The sequence below is a fragment of the Hymenobacter glacialis genome, assembly GCF_001816165.1.
GTDB lineage: Bacteria > Bacteroidota > Bacteroidia > Cytophagales > Hymenobacteraceae > Hymenobacter > Hymenobacter glacialis.
This window is the reverse complement of record NZ_MDZC01000023.1, coordinates 46,155-64,280: the sequence shown is the minus strand read 5'-3', so window position 1 is coordinate 64,280 and position 18,126 is coordinate 46,155. Positions and strand designations below refer to the sequence as shown.

At 61.7% G+C, this 18,126-nt stretch carries 11 protein-coding genes, 2 tRNA genes and 1 pseudogene; 3 read left to right on the top strand and 11 right to left on the bottom strand.

The annotated features are described in order from the left end of the window. Positions 1 to 210: 210 nt before the first annotated feature. On the bottom strand, positions 211 to 3,048 hold the full coding sequence (locus BEN48_RS02965) for a 4-alpha-glucanotransferase (protein WP_070732829.1): 2,838 nt from the start codon (positions 3,046 to 3,048) through the stop codon (positions 211 to 213). A 161-nt stretch (positions 3,049 to 3,209) separates the two neighbouring features. Between BEN48_RS02965 and BEN48_RS02960 the strand changes: the two genes are divergently transcribed. Beyond that, positions 3,210 to 8,456, top strand: a complete 5,247-nt coding sequence (locus BEN48_RS02960) for a translocation/assembly module TamB domain-containing protein (RefSeq protein ID WP_070732787.1) — start codon at positions 3,210 to 3,212, stop codon at positions 8,454 to 8,456. 107 nt (positions 8,457 to 8,563) lie between these two features. Beyond that, positions 8,564 to 10,918, top strand: coding sequence for a translocation and assembly module lipoprotein TamL (gene tamL / locus BEN48_RS02955; protein WP_070732785.1), 2,355 nt, complete (start codon positions 8,564 to 8,566; stop codon positions 10,916 to 10,918). Here the strand turns inward: tamL and BEN48_RS19555 are convergent. The 7 genes from BEN48_RS19555 to BEN48_RS02930 all read right to left on the bottom strand — a co-directional run bounded on the left by BEN48_RS19555 (position 10,915) and on the right by BEN48_RS02930 (position 14,179). Further along, positions 10,915 to 11,646 carry a hypothetical protein gene (locus tag BEN48_RS19555; RefSeq protein WP_241502152.1) on the bottom strand — a complete coding sequence of 244 codons (732 nt, stop codon included), beginning with the start codon at positions 11,644 to 11,646 and terminating at the stop codon, positions 10,915 to 10,917. The two genes, tamL and BEN48_RS19555, sit on opposite strands and share 4 nt — an antisense overlap. A 29-nt stretch (positions 11,647 to 11,675) precedes the next feature. Beyond that, positions 11,676 to 12,092, bottom strand: a complete 417-nt coding sequence (locus tag BEN48_RS19550) for a hypothetical protein (RefSeq protein ID WP_241502151.1) — start codon at positions 12,090 to 12,092, stop codon at positions 11,676 to 11,678. Between the two features lie 91 nt (positions 12,093 to 12,183). Then, positions 12,184 to 12,591 (bottom strand): hypothetical protein, encoded by a 408-nt coding sequence (locus tag BEN48_RS02945; protein WP_125932448.1) that lies wholly within the window; start codon positions 12,589 to 12,591, stop codon positions 12,184 to 12,186. A gap of 29 nt (positions 12,592 to 12,620) precedes the next feature. Then, entirely contained in the window at positions 12,621 to 13,331 is a 711-nt protein-coding gene (locus tag BEN48_RS02940) for a hypothetical protein (protein ID WP_125932447.1), read from the bottom strand. Then, positions 13,219 to 13,815: a hypothetical protein gene (locus BEN48_RS18975; protein WP_158010085.1), complete on the bottom strand. Its 597-nt coding sequence runs from the start codon at positions 13,813 to 13,815 to the stop codon at positions 13,219 to 13,221. Before BEN48_RS18975 ends, BEN48_RS02940 begins: the two co-directional genes overlap by 113 nt. A 133-nt stretch (positions 13,816 to 13,948) precedes the next feature. Then, positions 13,949 to 14,023 (bottom strand) — tRNA-Val (locus BEN48_RS02935). A gap of 81 nt (positions 14,024 to 14,104) precedes the next feature. After that, positions 14,105 to 14,179 (bottom strand) — tRNA-Val (locus BEN48_RS02930). 257 nt (positions 14,180 to 14,436) lie between these two features. Here BEN48_RS02930 and BEN48_RS02925 point away from each other — a divergent pair. Then, complete coding sequence (locus BEN48_RS02925; protein WP_070732779.1) at positions 14,437 to 15,318, top strand: TerB family tellurite resistance protein; 882 nt, start codon at positions 14,437 to 14,439, stop codon at positions 15,316 to 15,318. A gap of 260 nt (positions 15,319 to 15,578) precedes the next feature. On the opposite strand, the gene BEN48_RS02920 is transcribed toward BEN48_RS02925, so the two are convergent. The 3 genes and pseudogenes from BEN48_RS02920 to BEN48_RS20000 form a co-directional block, all read right to left on the bottom strand. Further along, positions 15,579 to 16,667, bottom strand: coding sequence for a mechanosensitive ion channel family protein (locus BEN48_RS02920; protein ID WP_158010084.1), 1,089 nt, complete (start codon positions 16,665 to 16,667; stop codon positions 15,579 to 15,581). Positions 16,668 to 16,805: 138 nt separating this feature from the next. Further along, positions 16,806 to 17,114, bottom strand: a complete 309-nt coding sequence (locus BEN48_RS20140) for an ABC transporter permease (protein ID WP_394330920.1) — start codon at positions 17,112 to 17,114, stop codon at positions 16,806 to 16,808. Positions 17,115 to 17,447: 333 nt separating this feature from the next. Then, positions 17,448 to 18,064 (bottom strand): annotated as a pseudogene (locus BEN48_RS20000) (ABC transporter permease); the annotation flags it as partial. Between the last annotated feature and the right edge of the window lie 62 nt (positions 18,065 to 18,126).

Genomic DNA, 18,126 nt, shown 5'->3' with positions numbered 1-18,126 from the left:
GCTTGTCGAAGCATGACGTTCAAGATTGAATAGGTACTTCTGCACAACTATTTATGGGTAGCCTATCCCGGCTCACCCTCCTGCACTGGCACTTCACACCAGCTTGCTCACCAACAAAAAAACCCCTGACTGCCGGTAAACGACAATCAGGGGCTATGTTTTCTTGAAGTGCATTACGCCGCCCAGCCGCTCTCTGCCGGACTTGAGCCGTTAGCTTTCCGCCCGCCCGCTGGCCAACACCATTTCCCGCAGGGGCTCGTTGAAGCCCACGGCGTCCACCAGTTCCTCTAGCGGCAGGTGCAGGCGATACTTCCAGAAGTGCGTGGGGTTGCTGGGCACGTTGATTTGCTCCTCGTGGGGGTTGGCCCGGCGCAGGCCCGTGTCCATGGCCAGCAGGTCCTGGAGCGGGAAAATGGCCCACATGGCCGGCGCGTGCAGGTGCTGCACCAGCACTTCGCGCGCCACCCAGGGTTCGCAGTAGAACGGGGCCACCTCGCGCCAGTGGCCCAGCATGGTTTCGAAAAAGCGCTGGGTGCGCACCCGGTCTTCTTCCCACCAGCCGCGCACGGTGCTCATGTCGTGGCTGCTGGTCGTGACCACGCTCAGGTAGGGCGCGGCATCGGGGTGGCCGAATTCGGTCTCGGGGTTGGCGGGCATGCGCTGGATATTGAGGCCCAGCATGCCCAGCTCTTTCATCACGCCGGGCACAGAGGCAGGTACCATGCCCAGGTCTTCGCCGCAAATGAGCATGTTGGTAGCGTAGCGCACGGGCGGCAGCTTCACCAGGCCCTGCTGGCGCCAGAACTCCTCGTGGCGGCGGAAAAAGAAGTCCAGGTAAATGTCGTCGTACAGGCGGCGGCGGTCCTCGTCGGAGCGCAGCTCGCGGAAGGAATAGCTTTTGTTGAGGGTGATGCGCGGGTGGTAGAAGTCATCGCCGGCAGGCACGAACAACACCTCGTTTACGAGTTGAAACAGGCCCTGCTGCAGCCAGGCAAAGTAGTCGCTTAGCTCAGTTAAAAGCGAAGAATTAAAAGTTAAAGGGTCCGTTCCAGCTCTTAACTCTTCACTCTTCACTCTTACCTTTTCCGCGATGTAGGCTTCAATTTTACGCTGCGTATCAACGGCCTCCTTGAGGTGGATGTGGCCGTAGCTGGCGTCGTCCAGGTACTCATCGAACACGGCCTGGGCTTCGCCCTGGAAGATGTCCTGCAGCATGTGCCAGCGGATGTAGGGCTCGCACAGGCGGCTGTGGCTAAACCAGCCCAGGCGGCGCTCAATCTCGTGGCGGTGCAGCGGCAGCGCGGGCGCAAAGTGCCCCAGCAAGCCTTCTACCGACTCGATGGGCATTTCCCAGATGCGGAAGAAGCCCAGAATATGGTCGATGCGCAGGGCGTCGAAATAGCGGGCCAGGTGGCCCATGCGCTGCTTCCACCACTTGTAGTCGTCCGCGGCCATGCGCTCCCAGTTGTAGGTGGGGAAGCGCCAGTTCTGGCCGGTGGTGGAAAAATCATCCGGCGGGGCGCCGGCCTGCCGGTCCATGTGGTAGAGCTCGGGCTGCGTCCAGGCATCCACCGAATGGCGGTAGATGCCGATGGGCAGGTCACCCTTCAGCACCACGCCCCGGCTGCGGGCGTAGTTCACGGCGGCCAGCAGCTGCTTGTCGAGGTGGTACTGGGTGAAGAAGAACAGGCCGAAGTCGTCGTAGTTGGCGGCAGTTTCGGCGGTCAGCTCGTGCAGGTTTTGGGGCGTCTGGAACTCGGCGGGCCACTGCTGGAAGTCGGCCGTGCCAAACCGGTCGCGCAGGGCCGAAAAGGCCGCGTAGGGCACCAGCCACTCGGCCTGGCTCTGGTAGAAGGCGCGGTAGTCGGGGTCAGCCAGGAACGCCTTTTTTTCTTGCTTATACAGCAGCTTTAGAAACCGCCACTTGGCGTTCATCACCGGCTCGTAATCAACAAAGTCCCTGGCGTTGAGCTCCTGCTTGAGGCCGGCCAGCTCCTGGGCGGCCTTCTTGTCCTTGAGGGCGGCAATGCCTTCGAGGTGAATGAACTGCGGGTGCAGTGCAAACACCGAAATGGCGGCGTACGGATAAGAATCCATCCAGGTGTGCGTGGCCGTGGTGTCGTTGATGGGCAGAATCTGCACCAGCTTCATGCCCGTCTGCACGGCCCAGTCGGTAAGCAGCTTCAGGTCCGAGAACTCGCCCACGCCCAGGCCGCTTTCGCTGCGCATGGCAAACACGGGCAGGGCCACCCCGGCCCCGCGCCAGGCGGTGGGGTAGCGGTAGTCCTGGTCGTGGAAAATGCGGGCGGCCGTGCTATCCGTGGTGGCAGGCACCACGCGGTTTTCACCGCCCTCCATGTCCAGGGCATGGCCGGCCTGCGCGTCCCAGATGGCGTATTTATAAAAGCAGTTTTCGGCGGGGTCCGCCAGCTGCACGCGGGCCTCCCAGTTGGGGTATTGGGCGTCGCTCAGCACCAGGGCCTTGGTGTTGTCCCAGGCTCCCAGGGCTGGGTCGGAACCCAGCACGCACAGGTGGTGCTGCGGCTCCACGCGCGGCGCGAGAATGCTAAAAACGGTTTCGCCCGCGGCGGGAGTAGCGGGGCCGGGAGCGGCCTGCGCCGTGCTGGCCTTCCTGCCTTTGCCCTTACCAACGGGCCGGACTGCGGGCGCCGGGCGCCGAAACAGCACATCGGTGAACGCGGCGGTCAGCAGCTCGTTTTCGTCCTGCGCGGGGGCGCGCCAGTAGTCGGCGAGGTGCAGGCGCTGGGGGGCATTTGGCGAAGCGGCAAGGGTTACTGTGCGGTTGGGGCCAAATTCCCACTGGGAGCTGTTGGTACGGGCATCCAGCAGGAGGTACTTATAAGTCAGCTCCTGCTCGCCAGCGGCCTCGTCAATGGTCAGGTCAAAGTGCCAGCAGGTGGTGGCCTCGTCGTAGGACATGGGCACCGCCTGGATGCGCTTCCAGTTGCCCAGGTCGGGGTGGGAGCCGCACACGGCCAGGTGCTGACCGTACACGGTGCGGTAAGGGAGGGAAAAACGAACTATCATGCAATCGGTGGTTTGGGGCATGCAAGATAAGGGGGCTATCGGACTGCCCGCATTTGCTGGCATTATACGAGCATAGCAAAGCACTAATTGCCAACCCGTACGCCGTTGTTTGCGTTTGGGTAGCAGATACTGCTTTATTTGCCGCTTACTCCTCCTCTGCTTTGTCCACTTTTCTGCGTCGTGCCCTTTACGGTATCCTCGGGCTATTAGCCTTTGTCCTGCTGCTCGTTATCGCCGTGGTGGCGTTCCTGCAGTTCCCTTCCGGGCAGGACTTCGTGGCCCGTAGGGCGGAAGGCTACCTGCGCGACAAGCTGAAGACGGAAGTACGCATCGGGAAGTTTCGGACTGATTTCCGCCACGCCATCAACCTCGACGGCGTGTACCTGGAAGACCAGCAGCGCGACACCCTGCTCTCGGTGGGCCACCTGGGTGTCGATATCGATATCTGGGCGCTGGCCAAGGGCCAAATCAATGTGTCGAACGTGGAGCTGAACAACGGCCGCGTGCGGCTCACGCGCACCGAGCCCGACTCGGTGAACAACTACGACTTCATCGTTGATGCCTTCACCGAGCCCACCGCGCCGGTCGACACCACCGCGTCGGGGCTGAAGTACGACATTGGCAAAGCCCGGCTCACCAACATCCATTTCACCCAACTCGATGAGATAACCGGTTCCGACTTGCGGGCCCGCATTGGGGAATTCACGGCCACCATGGACGAGGTAGATGTGGACAACTCCATCTACAAAGTGGATAACGCCACGCTGCGCCGCTCGGCCATCAGCATTGTGCAATCTAAAACGGCGCCGGAGGTGGATAACCCCGCTCCCACCGAGCCTATTTCGGTGCAGTTCGGCATCAACCAGGCCACGCTCGACAGCGTGCGTTTTGAGTATAAGAATGCGCCGTCGGGTCAGTACATCAGCACCAGCATTGGCCTGGCCGACATCACGGCCAAGAACATCGACCTGCAAAAGGAGCTGGTGGCGCTGGATAAGCTCACGCTTAAAAACACCACCTTCGCCTACGCCCAGAACAAGGACATTGCAGTGGAGGAGCGGGTGATAAACCCCGCCGAAATTGTGCGCAAGCTCGATGAGGCCGCCGACCAGAACAAGGCCGCCACCGGCGAGCGCATGGCCTGGAAGGTGACCCTGAACGAGTCCGACATCAGCGGCCTCGCCGTGAAGTTTGACAACTTCAACGAGCCCGCCCAGAAGACCCGCCTGCCGGCCCTCGACTACAACCACCTCGCCTTTACCGACCTCGTGCTGAACACGCGCGACCTGAGCTACACCGAAAACCGCACCACGGCCAAGGTCGACAACCTGGCCGGCAAGGAAAAAAGTGGCTTTGAAATCACCTCCTGGCGGGCCAATGTAGTGTACGACTCGGTACAAATTCGCCTCGACAGCCTCGACCTGATTACCCCGCACACCCGCATCCGGCGCAAGCTGGCCATAGGCTACGAGAGTCTGGCGGCCCTGAGCAACACCAAAAACCTGCCCAACCTGAAGCTTGATGGCGACCTGCGCAACGTGCGTTTGGGCTTCCGCGATATTCTGTACCTGGCCCCCGACCTGGCGGGCACGCCGCCCTTCAACACCGGCTCCAACCAGAGCGTGCTGGTGAACGGCCAGATTGCCGGCCGCGTGGGCGACATGACCATTCGCAATTTTGAATTCGTGGGTCTGCGCAACACCGTGGTAAAGGCGCCCCGCATCCGCATCATGGGCCTGCCGGAAGTGGACGGGCGGCTGTATGTAGATGCGAATTTGCGGCAGTTCAGCTCGTCGCGGGCCGACATTCTTAGTCTGGCGCCCAAGGGCAGTATCCCGGACAACATCAGCATTCCGCCCACCTTCGCCGTCAGCGGCACCTTTAAGGGCTACCCCACCACGCTGCAGTTTGATACCGACCTGCAGGCCCGCACCAGCTACGGGGACCTGGCCTTCGATGGCAAGCTGGGCAAGGCGCAGGCCAACGGCCGGCAGCCGCTGGTGGGCACCTTCGCGGTGAAGGGCTTTGACTTCGGCAAACTACTGAAAGACCCCACCATTGGGCGCGTCACGGCCACGGGCCGCATCAACGCCACCGGCAACCTGCAGGACCCCGGCACGCTGGTGGGCCAGGTGAAGGCCAACGTGCAGAGCGCCCGCTACAACGGCTACACCTACAAGGGCGTGGCCGCCACCGTCGACCTCGACCGCAACCGCTACGTCATCAACGCCAGCAGCAAAAACGACCCCAATCTGGACCTGGACCTGACGGCCGTGGTGAATCTGCGCGATGCCAACAACCCCACCTACGAAGTCACAAACCTGAACCTGCGCGGGGCCAACCTCACGGCGCTGGGCTTCTACACCGGCGGCGACCTGCGCGTGCAGGGTGACCTGACCGCCAACCTGCGCGGCTCGGATTTGAACTCCATCAACGGTACGTTCAGCGGCACTAAAATCGTGATTGTGCGCGACAACCAGCGCTTTCCGCTCGACTCGCTTAACGGCCGCATTGTGCAGAACGACCGCCGCACGCTGGCCGTTATCACCTCCGACATTGCCAATGTGCGCCTCGATGGCAACATTCGCCTGGGCAACCTGGCTACCGAGCTGCAGCAGCACCTCGACCGCTACTTCGACGTGCCCGGCGTGCGGTACGTGCCCAACTCCGCCGACCGGCGCTTTACCTACTCGCTGCAGCTGAAGGACTCCAAGCTAGCCACCAAGCTGGTGCCCGACCTGAAGGAGATTTCGCCCTTCACGCTCAGCGGCGATTATTCGCGGCAGGCGGCCCGCCTCACGGCCAATACCAGCATCCCCGTAATTCGCTACGCTGCTTATCGGATTGACTCCCTGAAGCTGGCCGTGGATTCGGACCCCAGCAAGCTGGACTACGGGGTGCGCATGGCCCAGGCCGCGCAGGACACCGCCATCCGGCTGCGCCGCCCCAGCATCGTCGGCAACGTGGCCGACAACAAAGTATTTAGTCGCGTGGCCATACTCGGCGACTCGGCCAACCGCGAGCGACTGGCGCTGGCCGGCACCCTCAGCACCCGCCCCGACGGCACCTTCCCTACCGAAAAAGGCGTGGTGTATGAGTTTGTGGCCGCACCTGAGCAGGTGATTAACTATGAGAACTGGACGGCCGGGGCCAACAACTTCGTGCGCTATTTCCCCAGCGGCGCCGTGGTGGCCGATGGCCTCGACCTGACCAACGGCCGCAGCGAGCTAATTCTGCAGAGTGAGAATCCCCAGGTGAAAACTTCGCCGCTGAACGTGCGCTTCAATAACTTCGACCTGGCCGAGCTGGCCAAGGCCGTGCAGCAGTCCGACTCGCTGCTGGCCGGCACCCTCAACGGCACGGCCGAGCTGCGCAACCTGGGCCAGAAAAACATGGCCTTCACCGCCGATGCCACCGTCAAGGGCCTCACCTTTCAGAAGGCCGTCATCGGCGACATTGCCGTGAACGCCACCAACCCCACCCCCAACCGCTACGACATCGACGCCCGCCTGACCGGCGGCGCGAGCGGCTCGGTGGGCGGCGAGGGCAACGACGTGCGCGTGAGCGGTTACTACCAGGCCGACAGCAACGCGCCCCTCAACCTGACCGTGGACGCCCAGCGCCTGCAGCTGCAGCTGGCCCAGGCCTTCTCGCTCGGGCAGCTGGAACGGGCAGCGGGCTACGCGCGCGGGCAACTCACGGTGCAGGGCTCGCCATCGGCGCCGGTGGTGCGCGGCACCCTCACTACCTCGCCCGATGCCGCGTTTGCCGTAACGCAACTGGGCGCACTGTACTACCTACCCGGCCAGGAGCTCACGTTTGACGACCGGGGCATTAAGTTCGACGACTTCACGGTGCGCGACTCGGCTGACAACAAAGCGGTGGCCAATGGCTACCTCATGACCAAAGATTTCATTAACTACAATTTTGACCTCACGGCCACCACCGACAACTTCACGGCCGTGAACAGCACCCGCAAAAACAACCCGCTCTTCTACGGCAAACTGGTGGTAGACTCCCGCACCCGCATCACGGGTCCGCTGGAACTGCTAAAGATTGACACCAACGTGACGGTGGTGAACGGTTCCAACCTCACCATTGAGTCGCCGGGTACGGAGGCCAACAAGGTGGACTCCGAGGGCATTGTGGAATGGATTGACAAGAGCGCACCCGTAGACACCATGCTGCAGCGGCAGCTGGCGCTGGACACCGTGAAAACGGCTTCCGGCTACGACATCACGGCCGTGGTCACGGTGACCGACCAGACGCCCGTCACCGTCATTATCGACCCCATCAGCGGCGACAACCTGGAGGTGCGCGCCAACGGCACGCTCAATACCAACATCGACCCCACGGGTACCATCACGCTCAGCGGCCGGCTGGAAGTGGCCAGCGGCGCCTACCACCTTTCGCTCTACGACCTGGCCTCGCGCGATTTTAGCATCCGGCCCGGCTCGAGCCTGACGTGGAGCGGCGACCCCTACAACGCCGACCTCAACGTGACGGCCGTGTACAAGGTGAACGCCGCGCCCGCCGACTTGCTGGCCGGCCAGGGCCTGGACAATGCCATTGCCAACACCACCGCCCGCAATACCCTGCCCTTCGATGTAGAGCTAAAGGTGACCGAGCAACTCAGCGAGCCGCTCATCGGTTTCGATATTACCCTGCCCGACAACCAGCGCGGCGCGCTCAGCGGCCAGGTGGAAGCCAAGCTGGCCCAGTTGCGCCAGCCCAACCAAACCTCGGAGCAGAGCAAGCAGGTCTTTTCGCTGCTGATATTGGGCCGCTTCCTGCAGCAAAACCCGTTTGAGAGCAGCGCCAGCGAAAGCTTTGTGGCCTCGCAGCTGCGTGGCTCGGCCAGCGCCGTGCTCACCGACCAACTCAATAACCTGACTGGCAAGTACCTCTCTGGCTTAGGTCTCGACTTGGGCGTGACTAACCAAGCCGACTACAGCAGTGGCACCGCCAAAAGCCGCACCGACCTGAACGTGGCCGTGAAGCGCCAATTCTTAAATAACCGCCTGTCCGTGCGCCTCGGCACCGACATTCCGCTGGGCGGCGCGGGCTCGCAAGCCACCCAGGGCAGCAGCTCGGCCAGCAACTTTGCCGGCGACATCAGCATCGAGTACAGCATTCTGCGCGATGGCCGCCTGCGCTTGCGCGCCTTCCGCCAGAACGCCTACGAGGACATCGACGGCCAGCTCATTAAAACCGGCGCGGCCTTGGTGTTTCAGCGCGAGTACGATAACCTGAAGGAGCTGTTTGCCAAGCTGCCGCCTGAAATAAAAGAGCAGCGCAAAGAGCGGCGCAAAGAAGAGAAAATAGAGAGGAAAGCCTTACAGGATTCGCTGCAAGCGCCGCCCACGGCCCGAGTAGACAGCAGCAAAACCAGCAGCCGACTGAAATGAGAAAGCTGCTCCGCTCCGCCCGTCCCCCATTCCATCGCCGCCAATCCCCGGCTGGCCACCCGCTTAATTTTGTTGTTTTGAGTCCAGTCAGCCCTTTAACAAAGCTTTTGCTTACCGCTGCGTCCGCCCGCCGCACTCTCCTGCTGGTGCCAGTGCTCCTGCTGCTGGCGTCCTGCTCGGGCCTAAAATTTGTGCCCGAGGGCGAGCGGCTCTATACCGGCAGCAAAGTGACTATTAAGCCGCCAGCCGACGAAAAGACGGTAAACAACCAGAGCGCCCTGCAAACGGAGCTGGAGTCGGTGGTGGGCCCCAAGCCCAATACGTCGCTGCTGGGCATGCGGCCCAAGCTGTACTTCTGGCACATGGGCGTGGGCAAGAAAAAAGGCCTGGGCAAATTCTTCGCCGATAAGTTCGGAGAGCCGCCCATCTACCTGTCGCAGGCCAAGCCCGCCGCCGTGCGCGACCTGCTGGTGAACCGCCAGCACAACAACGGTTTTTTTAATGGTCGGGCTTCTTTTGAAGTAAAAAAAGAGGAAAAAACGGCTTCCATCGACTACACTGCCTTGCCGGGCCAGGTGTACCGCTACACGCAGGTAAACTTCCCGCAGGGCGACTCGCTGGTACGGGCAGCCATCCGCAACACGCAGGGCGAAAGCCTGGTGAAAGTGGGCGACGCCTACAACCTGGCCACCCTCACCAACGAGCGGGTGCGCATCGACGCCAAGCTGAAAGAGCAGGGCTACTACTACTTCGCACCCGACTACCTCGTTTTCAAGGTCGACAGCACCCTCGACCACAAGGCTACCGTGGATGTGCGCCTCAAAAACAGCGCCCCGCCCAAGGCCCTGCGCCCCTACTGGCTCGACCAGGTGAAGCTGAATACCAGCTACGTGCTGACGGACACCACCATGCGCAACCCGCTACTGTTTCGGGGCTACCAATATTTCCCCGATGAGGAAATGTTCCGGGCCAAAGCCATTACCCGTGCTACGTTCCTCTACCCTGACAGCGTGTACCGCCGCCGCCGCCGCGACCAGACCCTGAGCCGCCTCATGAGCCTGGGCACCTTCCGCTTCGTGGAAATCCGCTTCAAGCCCGCCGTGGCCGGCGACACCACCGTGACTGTACCGGCCGATGCCGTGCCCGGCACCAACCGCTCGGTGGGCCTGCGCCACCGCCTCGACGCCGAAGTGCTGATGACCCAGCTCAAAAAGAAAAGCCTGCGGGCTGAAGTCCAGCTTACTACCAAAACCAACGGCTTCACCGGCCCGGCCCTCAAGGTTACGTTCCGCAACCGCTCGGCCCTGCGAGGCGCCGAACAGCTGCTCATTAACGGCATTGCCTCTACCGAAACCCAGACCGGCGGGGGCAACGGCGCCCTGGGCCTCACCAGCTTTGAGTACGGCGTCAACGCGCAGCTGCTCATTCCGCGCCTGGTAACGCCCAACCTGCCGCTGCTCGACGTGAACCTGCCCAATTCTGACTTTCAGCCCCGCACCAAGATTGAAGTGGGCGTGCGGGCCGTGACGCGCGCCAACTACTTTTCGCAGAATTTCTTCAACGTAAACTACGGCTACACCTGGAAAACCAAGATTACCAACGAGCAGGAACTCCGGCCCATCGACATCACCTATGTCCAGTTTACCCCAACTAAAGCATTCACCAAGATTCTGGACACGCCTGAGAAAAGCTTCCTGAAAAGCGCGTTTCAGCAGCAGTTTGTGCTGGCCAGCTCCTACCGCTACACCTACAACCAGCAGTCGCTGGAGCAGCGCCGCCAGCAGATTTATTTCAGCGGCCAGGTTGAAGGCAGCGGCAACCTGGCTCAGGGCCTGGCCACGTCCCTCAAAACGCCCAAAGGCTCCTCGGGCGGCAATACCCTGCTGGGCCAGGAGTATAGCCAGTACCTCAAGCTCGATTTGGAAGTGCGCGAGTACTACCGCATCAGCCCCGACCCGGCCTCCGGCAACCGCATTGTGGCGCGCCTGCTGGCTGGCATCGGCAACCCCTACGGCAACTCGCGGGTGCTGCCCTACCCCAAGCAGTACGGCATTGGTGGCCCCAACAGCGTGCGGGCCTTTGCCGCCCGCGGCATCGGGCCCGGTACCTACGTGCCCGACACCCCCGACCAAACCGCCAACCAGTTCTACGACCAGGTGGGCGATATTCGCCTCGAAGGCAACCTGGAATACCGCCAGGACCTGTTTCCCTACGTGAAAGGGGCCGTGTTTGTAGATGCCGGCAACATCTGGCTGGTCAACCCCGACCCCGGCCGCCCCGGCGGCGATTTCAAAGCCAATACGTTCCTCAACCAGCTGGCCGTGGGTGCCGGCGCGGGTATCCGCATCGATGTGCAGTTCTTCGTCATCCGCTTCGATTACGCCCTGCCCTTGCGCGCCCCCGCCGGCACCCCAGAGAATAAGGCCGGCCGGTTGAATCTAGCCATCGGCTACCCGTTCTAGCGAATTATCGGGCAGCGCTCAAAGGGTCGGTTTTCGTCGAACAGCTTGCGGTAGGTTACGTGCGTCTTGCAAATCTTCGCGCCAATGGAGCGGATGGTGGCCAGCATGCGGGGGTTGAAGTCGCCTATCCAGTTCATCTCAATGTCGGTGTAGCCCGCTGCTATCAGGGCTTGTTGGGCGTGCACCATCATCACGGCATCCACGTTTTTGCCCTGGTGAGCGGGCACCACGCCGTATATCACCCCAAACATTTTCTTGGGCTGGCGGCGCTGGTAGCGGCGCTTTTCCCACAGGAAACGCAGTTTGCCCAGCAGGTCCAGCCGCGGCCCCACGTGCTTGAGAATCTGGTTCAGCTCGGGCAGGCTCAGGAAAAAGGCCACCGGTTCGTTTTCGTGGTAAGCAAACCAGAGCAGGCGCTCGTCCAGTACGGGGCGCATCTGCTTCACCAGCTGACGGGCTTTGTCGAGGCTCATGGGCGGCACGCCCGAGTGGTTGGCCCAGGCCAGGTTGTACACGTGGTGGAAATCCTGCGCCATGCGCTCGGGCTCGCGCTTCAGGGCATGCGCAAAGCGGTAGGCGGGTTGGGCGGCAGCAAAGCCTTCGGCGCGCTGGGCAAAGCTGGGGTGTAGCGGCGTGGCCACTCCCCGCGCACAGGTGTATTGCTTGAAATACAGCTGAAAGCCGTAGCTCTCAAATAGCTGCTGGTAGTAGGGCGGGTGCCAGAACATGCCGTAGGTGGGCTCCAGCTCAAATCCATCTACCAGCAGCCCCCACAGCCGTCGCGCTCCCCGAAGTTGATGGGGCCGTCCATGGCCTGCATGCCGCGCGCCGCCAGCCACTGCTGGCCGGCTTCAAACAGGGCATTGGCCGCTGTCTGGTCGTTGATGCACTCAAAAAAACCCAGCCCCCCGGTGGGCAGCTCGGCATCGGCTACGGTTGGCGCGCCGCGGTTGAGAAAAGCTGCCACCCGCCCGATTACCGTGCCCGCGTCATTCGTCAGCACCCAGCGAATGGCCTCGCCATTGGCAAAGTTCAGGTTCTTGGCCGGGTCAAACACCGCAGCTATCTCATCGGTCATGGGCCCGATGTACATCGGGTGGTTGCCGTGCAGCTGCGCGGGCAAATCCAGAAACTGCCGCGCGAGGCGGGCATCAACAACTTCAAGTAGCGGCATGGAAAGGACGCAGAAGGCAGGGCAAAACCACTATCCCCGCACTAGGCCGGGATTTGTGAATGATGCCACAAAGAAACACTCCACCGCCCGCTTACGGCCGGCGCAGCACCGTGAGCAGGGTAGCGCCGCCCGCTTCCACGGTATGCACCCGCCGCCCCATAGCTGCCGGATACGGGCCGGGGTGCCAGCGGTGAATGCTGAAGTAATACTCGGCTTCGGCCGGGGCCACAATGCGCAGCCGGGCACGCGCCGCCGGTGCCAGCATTTTCGAGTTGATGAGCAACGTGAGCGCCGTGCGCTCGTCCATGCCCACCGTCAGCACCGGGCGCGGGTCGTGGGCCAGCACCCATTCCAGGCCCTGCCGCGTGGCCAGCCCCCAGTAGTCCCGTTCAAAGTGCTGCTCCACCACCCGGCCGGGCAGCAAGCTGAAATACGCATACTGAAACGGATGCTCGGCCACCATGCGCCACGCTACCTGCGCGGTACCCAGGCTAAGCAAAAGCAGCAGTCCGCCCGCGGCCGCGCGCACTAGCCACGCCGGCCCGGCCCCGCCTCAATGCGCCGCCACATCGCCACCAGCGCACGCAGCCCCCGCACCGCCAGCAGCACAAAAGCCGGATAAATAAAGTACAGATGCCGCCACCCGTCATAGATAGCCGAGTGCAGCACCACCACCCCCACCAACGGCCCGAAAAACCACGCCAGCACCAGCAAATCCCGGCGCGCGCTCATCTGCCGCAGCCACCTTCCCGGCCCCACCCGCACCGCCTGCCGGCCCAGCGCCGCCACGCCCACCACAAAAAGCACCGTGTACGGCACCGGTGTGGTGATGAGCACCCACACGGGCGCATAGTGCCACGGCAGCGCCTGAATGGCCACAAACTCGCCCCAGTAAAACACCTTCAGCGGCTTGGCATACTGGCTGAAGCTGCGCAACGCGGCCAGGAAATGCGCCAGTGGGCTTTCCCATAAGTACGGCCATCCTAGCACCACCAGCGCCATTAATACCGGCACATACAGTGCCAGCGCCCGGGCCAGCTGCCGCCGCCGCACCGGCCGGCAGGCCATTTCCAGCACCCCAAAACCCAGTGTGAGCAGTGGCAGCAGCACGCCCATGGTGCGCACATCAACGGCGGCGGCGGTAGCGGCGGCGTGCCACAGGGCCCGGCCCAGCGTGGGCCGCCGCAGCAGCCGCGTGAGCGTGAGCATGCCCAGCGCAAACAGGCTGAGAAACACCATGTCCTTGTAGTTGTAAAATGCCTCCGCAAAAATGCGCGGCGAGAGCACCAGCAGCCCCGCTCCCACCAGCCCCCAACGCCAGCTGGCCTGCCGCTCCCGCCCCAGCCGGTACACCGCCCCCCCCCCCAGCCAAAAACAGCAGAAACCCCACCAAATGCCGCCGATAGGCCCATTCCGCCGGGTCCGAACCGGGCCACACGGCCTCCAGCACCACCAGCGGCAGCATAAATAGCACACCGTGGTCGGCATCGCGGTGCCGGCTCAGGTCCGGAATATCGGCCAGCCGCGGCTGGCGTTTGGCCAGGGCGGGCGCCAGCTGCAGGGCCACGTACTTGGCGCTCACAAAGGCGTTGAGGCGGTCGGCGGGCTCGTCCCAGCTCATGCCGTAGTCCCGGTGCAGGGCCACGCCCAACAAAGCCAGCAGCCCGAAAAACAGGCTGGTCACCTTCCGGCGCGAAACAAGAAAGGAAGAAAGAAAGCGCACAGACACAAAAATGCAGCAGCGGCAGCGGGCAGCCCTGCTACCTGCAAAGATGCGCCCCTCAGTAGCATGCACTGGCTATCACCGCAAAGCAAAACAGCCACCCGGCAGAAAGCTGGGTGGCTGTTGAATGGTGTGGGAAGTAAAGGATTCGAACCTTCGACCTCTGCCGTGTGAAAGCAGCGCTCTAAACCAACTGAGCTAACCTCCCGGAAATAATTGTTTAAACCAATGTTTAAACCAAAAACAAAACAGTCACTTAGTATTACTGCTAAGTGACTGTTTATCAGTGTGGGGGATACTGGGTTCGAACCAGTGACCCTCTGCTTGTAAGGCAGATGCTCTGAACCAGCTGAGCTAATCCCCCGTGGTTGTTTCCGTTTGGGATTGCAAAGATGGGGGGTCTTTTTGGAAGCACCAAACAATTTTTCGTTTTTAATGGGCATTCTACTCTGGTTGGAGGCCCCAAAAAGCAGCAACAATTTCATTTTCAGGCACACAAAACGCAACAGCATCGGCAAAAAAATTATTTGATTTCAGTCGCTCTCACCCGAAAGCAACGTATTCTCAACAGGTGCGTTAAGCACGGGAACCCCTTTGCTCAACCCTCACTTACAATTTGCTATGGAATCCCAACTCCTTCAGAACTATTCGGAAACCGAAAAAACCGCTTACCTGAGCGCAATTGCAAGCCTGGCCACCGCCGACCGCCAAGCGTCCGGGGCAGAGCTGGAGTTCCTACAGGCCCTGGCCCAGCAGGCCGGGCTATCGGGCGGAGCCACCCAGCAGGTGCTGGCCGCCGCACAGGACGCCACCAACCATACCATTCAGCAGAACCTGGACGCTCTGAAGGGCAGCGAGCTGCGCTTTTCGCTTATCACCGACCTCATCAGCTTTGCGCGGGCCGACGGCTCTTACGCCAACGAAGAGGAAGCCATGATTACCAAAATGTCGCAATACCTGGGCATCAACCACCAGCAGCAGCAAACCCTGGAGACCGTGGTCGACCAGGCAGCCAAGGTGCAGCACAATCCCGAAGACCCCGCCAAGGAGGGCTTTTTCAGCGGCATCGGCGACAAGCTTTCCAGCGTGGGCATTCCCAAAGGAGCCCTGCTGGGCGGCCTGTTGGGCGTGGTGGCGCCCATGGTTATTTCCCGTGTAATGGGCGGCGGCCGGAGCCAAAGCCAGGGCATGGGCGGCGGCATGATGGGCGGTGGCCTTGGTGGCCTGCTCGGTGGCGCGGCCAATAGCGGCCTGGGTGGTATGCTGGGCAGCCTGCTGGGCGGCGGCATGCTGGGCGGCGGCGGCAACTCCTCGGCCAATGTACCCCGGCAAGGCTCGGGCATTGGCAGCGGCGGCCTGGGCTCCATGATGTCCATTCTGGGCGGTCTGGGTGGCAGGCCCAACACCCAGCCCCGGCAAGCCGGCGGCGGCGGCCTGGGCAGCCTGCTGGGCGGTGGCGGCAGCATGGGCGGCCTGCTGGGTGGCCTGCTCGGCGGCCGCTAGCCTACTTGCTCTGGCCCAAGTGGGTTTCTTAAACGCCACTCAAGCCAGTATCAGGCAACCCCGATTTCTTTCTGCGCTATGAATAGAAAAGGCCATTCGTTTGAATGGCCTTTTCTATGTGCTTAAGCAGCTAATGGCTTCCAGCCATTAGCTTTTAGCCTTTCTGTTCACATTCAATTTTGCAGCTGCGACACGGTGCCTATTGATTTGGGCAGGCACCTGAGTGGGTGGTTGACCATCTCTGGCCGTATTTTCTGCGTCTAGCTTTTCCCGCTATTTGCTGCAGCCACCGCCGCGGAGGAAAACAGCCCGCCGTGGTGCTCTACCACCTCCACGAGCCGGTAGTTGAGGTCTTCTTTCACATCCAGGTACTTGTCGTAGCTGGTGGTTTCTACAAAGTACTGCACGCTTACTTCCTTGCCAATGGGCGTCAGGGCACTGAATTTCATTTGCACGTCCTGGGTCACTAGCGAATGTGCCTTCATTATTTCCACGGCGTCCGCGATGATGGCGTGCAGCTGGGCGCTGGTGGTGCAATGGTCGAAGGTGAGCGAAAATCCCACGCGGCGGGACGTGCGCAGCGAAAGGTTATCGAGGGGCTTATCAATCATGCTTTTATTGGGCACGGTGAGGTAGCTTTTCTCGGCGGTGCGCAGGCGGGTGCTGCGGAAGCCAATCTTTTCCACGGTGCCGCTCACCGGGCCCGCCGTCACGAGGTCGCCCACCCCAAAAGGCTGGTCCAGAAAAATGGTGAAGGAGGCTATGAGGTTTTCGAGGCTCTCTTTGGCCGCAAACGCCACCGCCAGCCCGCCTATGCCCAGGCCCCCAATCAGGGCCGTCACGTTCACGTTGAAGACCTGCCCCAAGGCTATCAGGGTGGCCACAATGATTAAAAACACTTTCAGCAAATCCTTAGCGAAGGGCAGGAACTGGTTGTCCAGCCGGGTGGGGCCCGGCGCGGCGCGCAGGGTAGCGCGGCGCGAAGTCACGAGCAGTGCAAAATCGACGAGGCGCAGGGCCACCCGCGCCGCCGCCACAATAAAGGCCAGGGCCAGCAGGCGCAGCAGCAGCACCTCATGCCACGGCAGCTGGCCGCCCGCCGCCACCGCCGTGGGTCCGTGCGGATACGTGAGCGTGGCGCCAGCCAGCTGCAGGGTAACCACCAGCAGCAGCACCGAAAGCGGCTGAATGAGCAGACTGTGGAGCTCATCCTCGCTCACACCGCCGGTGTAGCGCTTGGTGAGGGCAAACAGCAGCTTGCTGAGCAGCCGCGAAAAGAGCCGGCGAAACGCGCTGCCAACCAGCAGGATGAGCACCGCCACCAGATACTGGCCGATGGTGTTGCCCAAAAATTCATATTTTAAAAACGCGGGAAGTATCATGCAGTCAGGCCGCCGGGAGGGGGCTGGAAAGTGTAGAGTGGGTGAATACGGGCCTGGGACAGCGGCCTCCTCGGCCAACGCCCTACGGCTGGTGCGCGTGGTGGCTTACTTGGCCCTGATGGCAATAACCGGGTCGAGGTTGGCGGCCATGATGGCCGGCACGATGCCGGCAATGACGCCGATGCCTACGGATACCAGCAGGCCCAGAATAATGCGCCCGGCCGACATACCGAGCGGCAGGGCATCCTGCGGCACCAGCGTGACCAGCCACACCAACAGCAAGCCCGCCAGGCCCCCAATCAGGCAAAGGCACACGGCTTCAAACAAAAACTGAAACAGAATAAAAAAGTTCTTCGCCCCCAGCGACTTCTGGATGCCAATGATATTGGTGCGCTCGCGCACCGACACGAACATGATGTTGGCAATGCCGAAACCGCCCACCAGAATGGCGAAGGAGCCAATGACGCCCCCCACCACGCCAATCACGCTAAATAGCTGGGTGATTTGGCCGGCAATCATTTCGGGGCGGTTCAGCGCAAAATTATCGTCCTCCCGGGGCTTTAGGCCGCGCAGGTTGCGCATCACGCCCCGCATTTCGTACTCCAGGTCGAGCAGCCCCGCGTCTTCATCGCGGCCTTTCACGCCAATGCGGGGCGAAGGCCCCCCCATGCCGGAGGTGCTCAACCCGAATATCTTAACAAACGTGTCGAAGGGCACCAGCACGTTGGAGTCGTTGCTGGGGGTGTCGAGCAGCTTTTTGCCCTCCTTTTCCATCACGCCGATGATAACGAAGGAGAGGCCGCGCAGCTTGAACTCGCGGCCCAGCGCGCCACCCTGCGGGTACAGGTTTTCGGCAATGGTGGCCCCAATAATGGCCACGGCCGGGATGACACCATTTCCTGGTTGGTGAAGTAGCGGCCGTCTTCCAGCGGCACGCTGCTCACCACCCGGTAGTCGTAGCTCACGCCCTGCACCGCACAGTCCGACACCGAGTTGGTACCGGCTTTGAGCGTGTTGCCGCTTTTGGCGGCGAAGATGGCAATGCCTTTGTTATTGGCGCTGAGCTGCTTGCGCAGCGCCTGGTATTCCCGCACCGTGGGCACGGGTCGGTTGAAATACTTCCACCAGGGGTAATCGGCCCCGAACGTCCAGGGCCACTTCTCAATGTAAATGACCTTGTCGCCCACAAAATTCATACTGCTCCGGATGTTGGACTCCAGCGAGTCGACGATGGTGAAGACGGAGATAATAGAAAAAATGCCCACCGTGACCCCCAACAGCGACAGTATGGTGCGCAATAAGTTGGACTTGAGTGCGTCCCAGGCGAAACGAAAGCTTTCAAAAGTGAGACGAAGAGTCAGCATAAAGGCGTGAATACCCGTAAGGAGTGGTATCCGAGGTCAAAAGACGGAAACTGCCAGCAAAG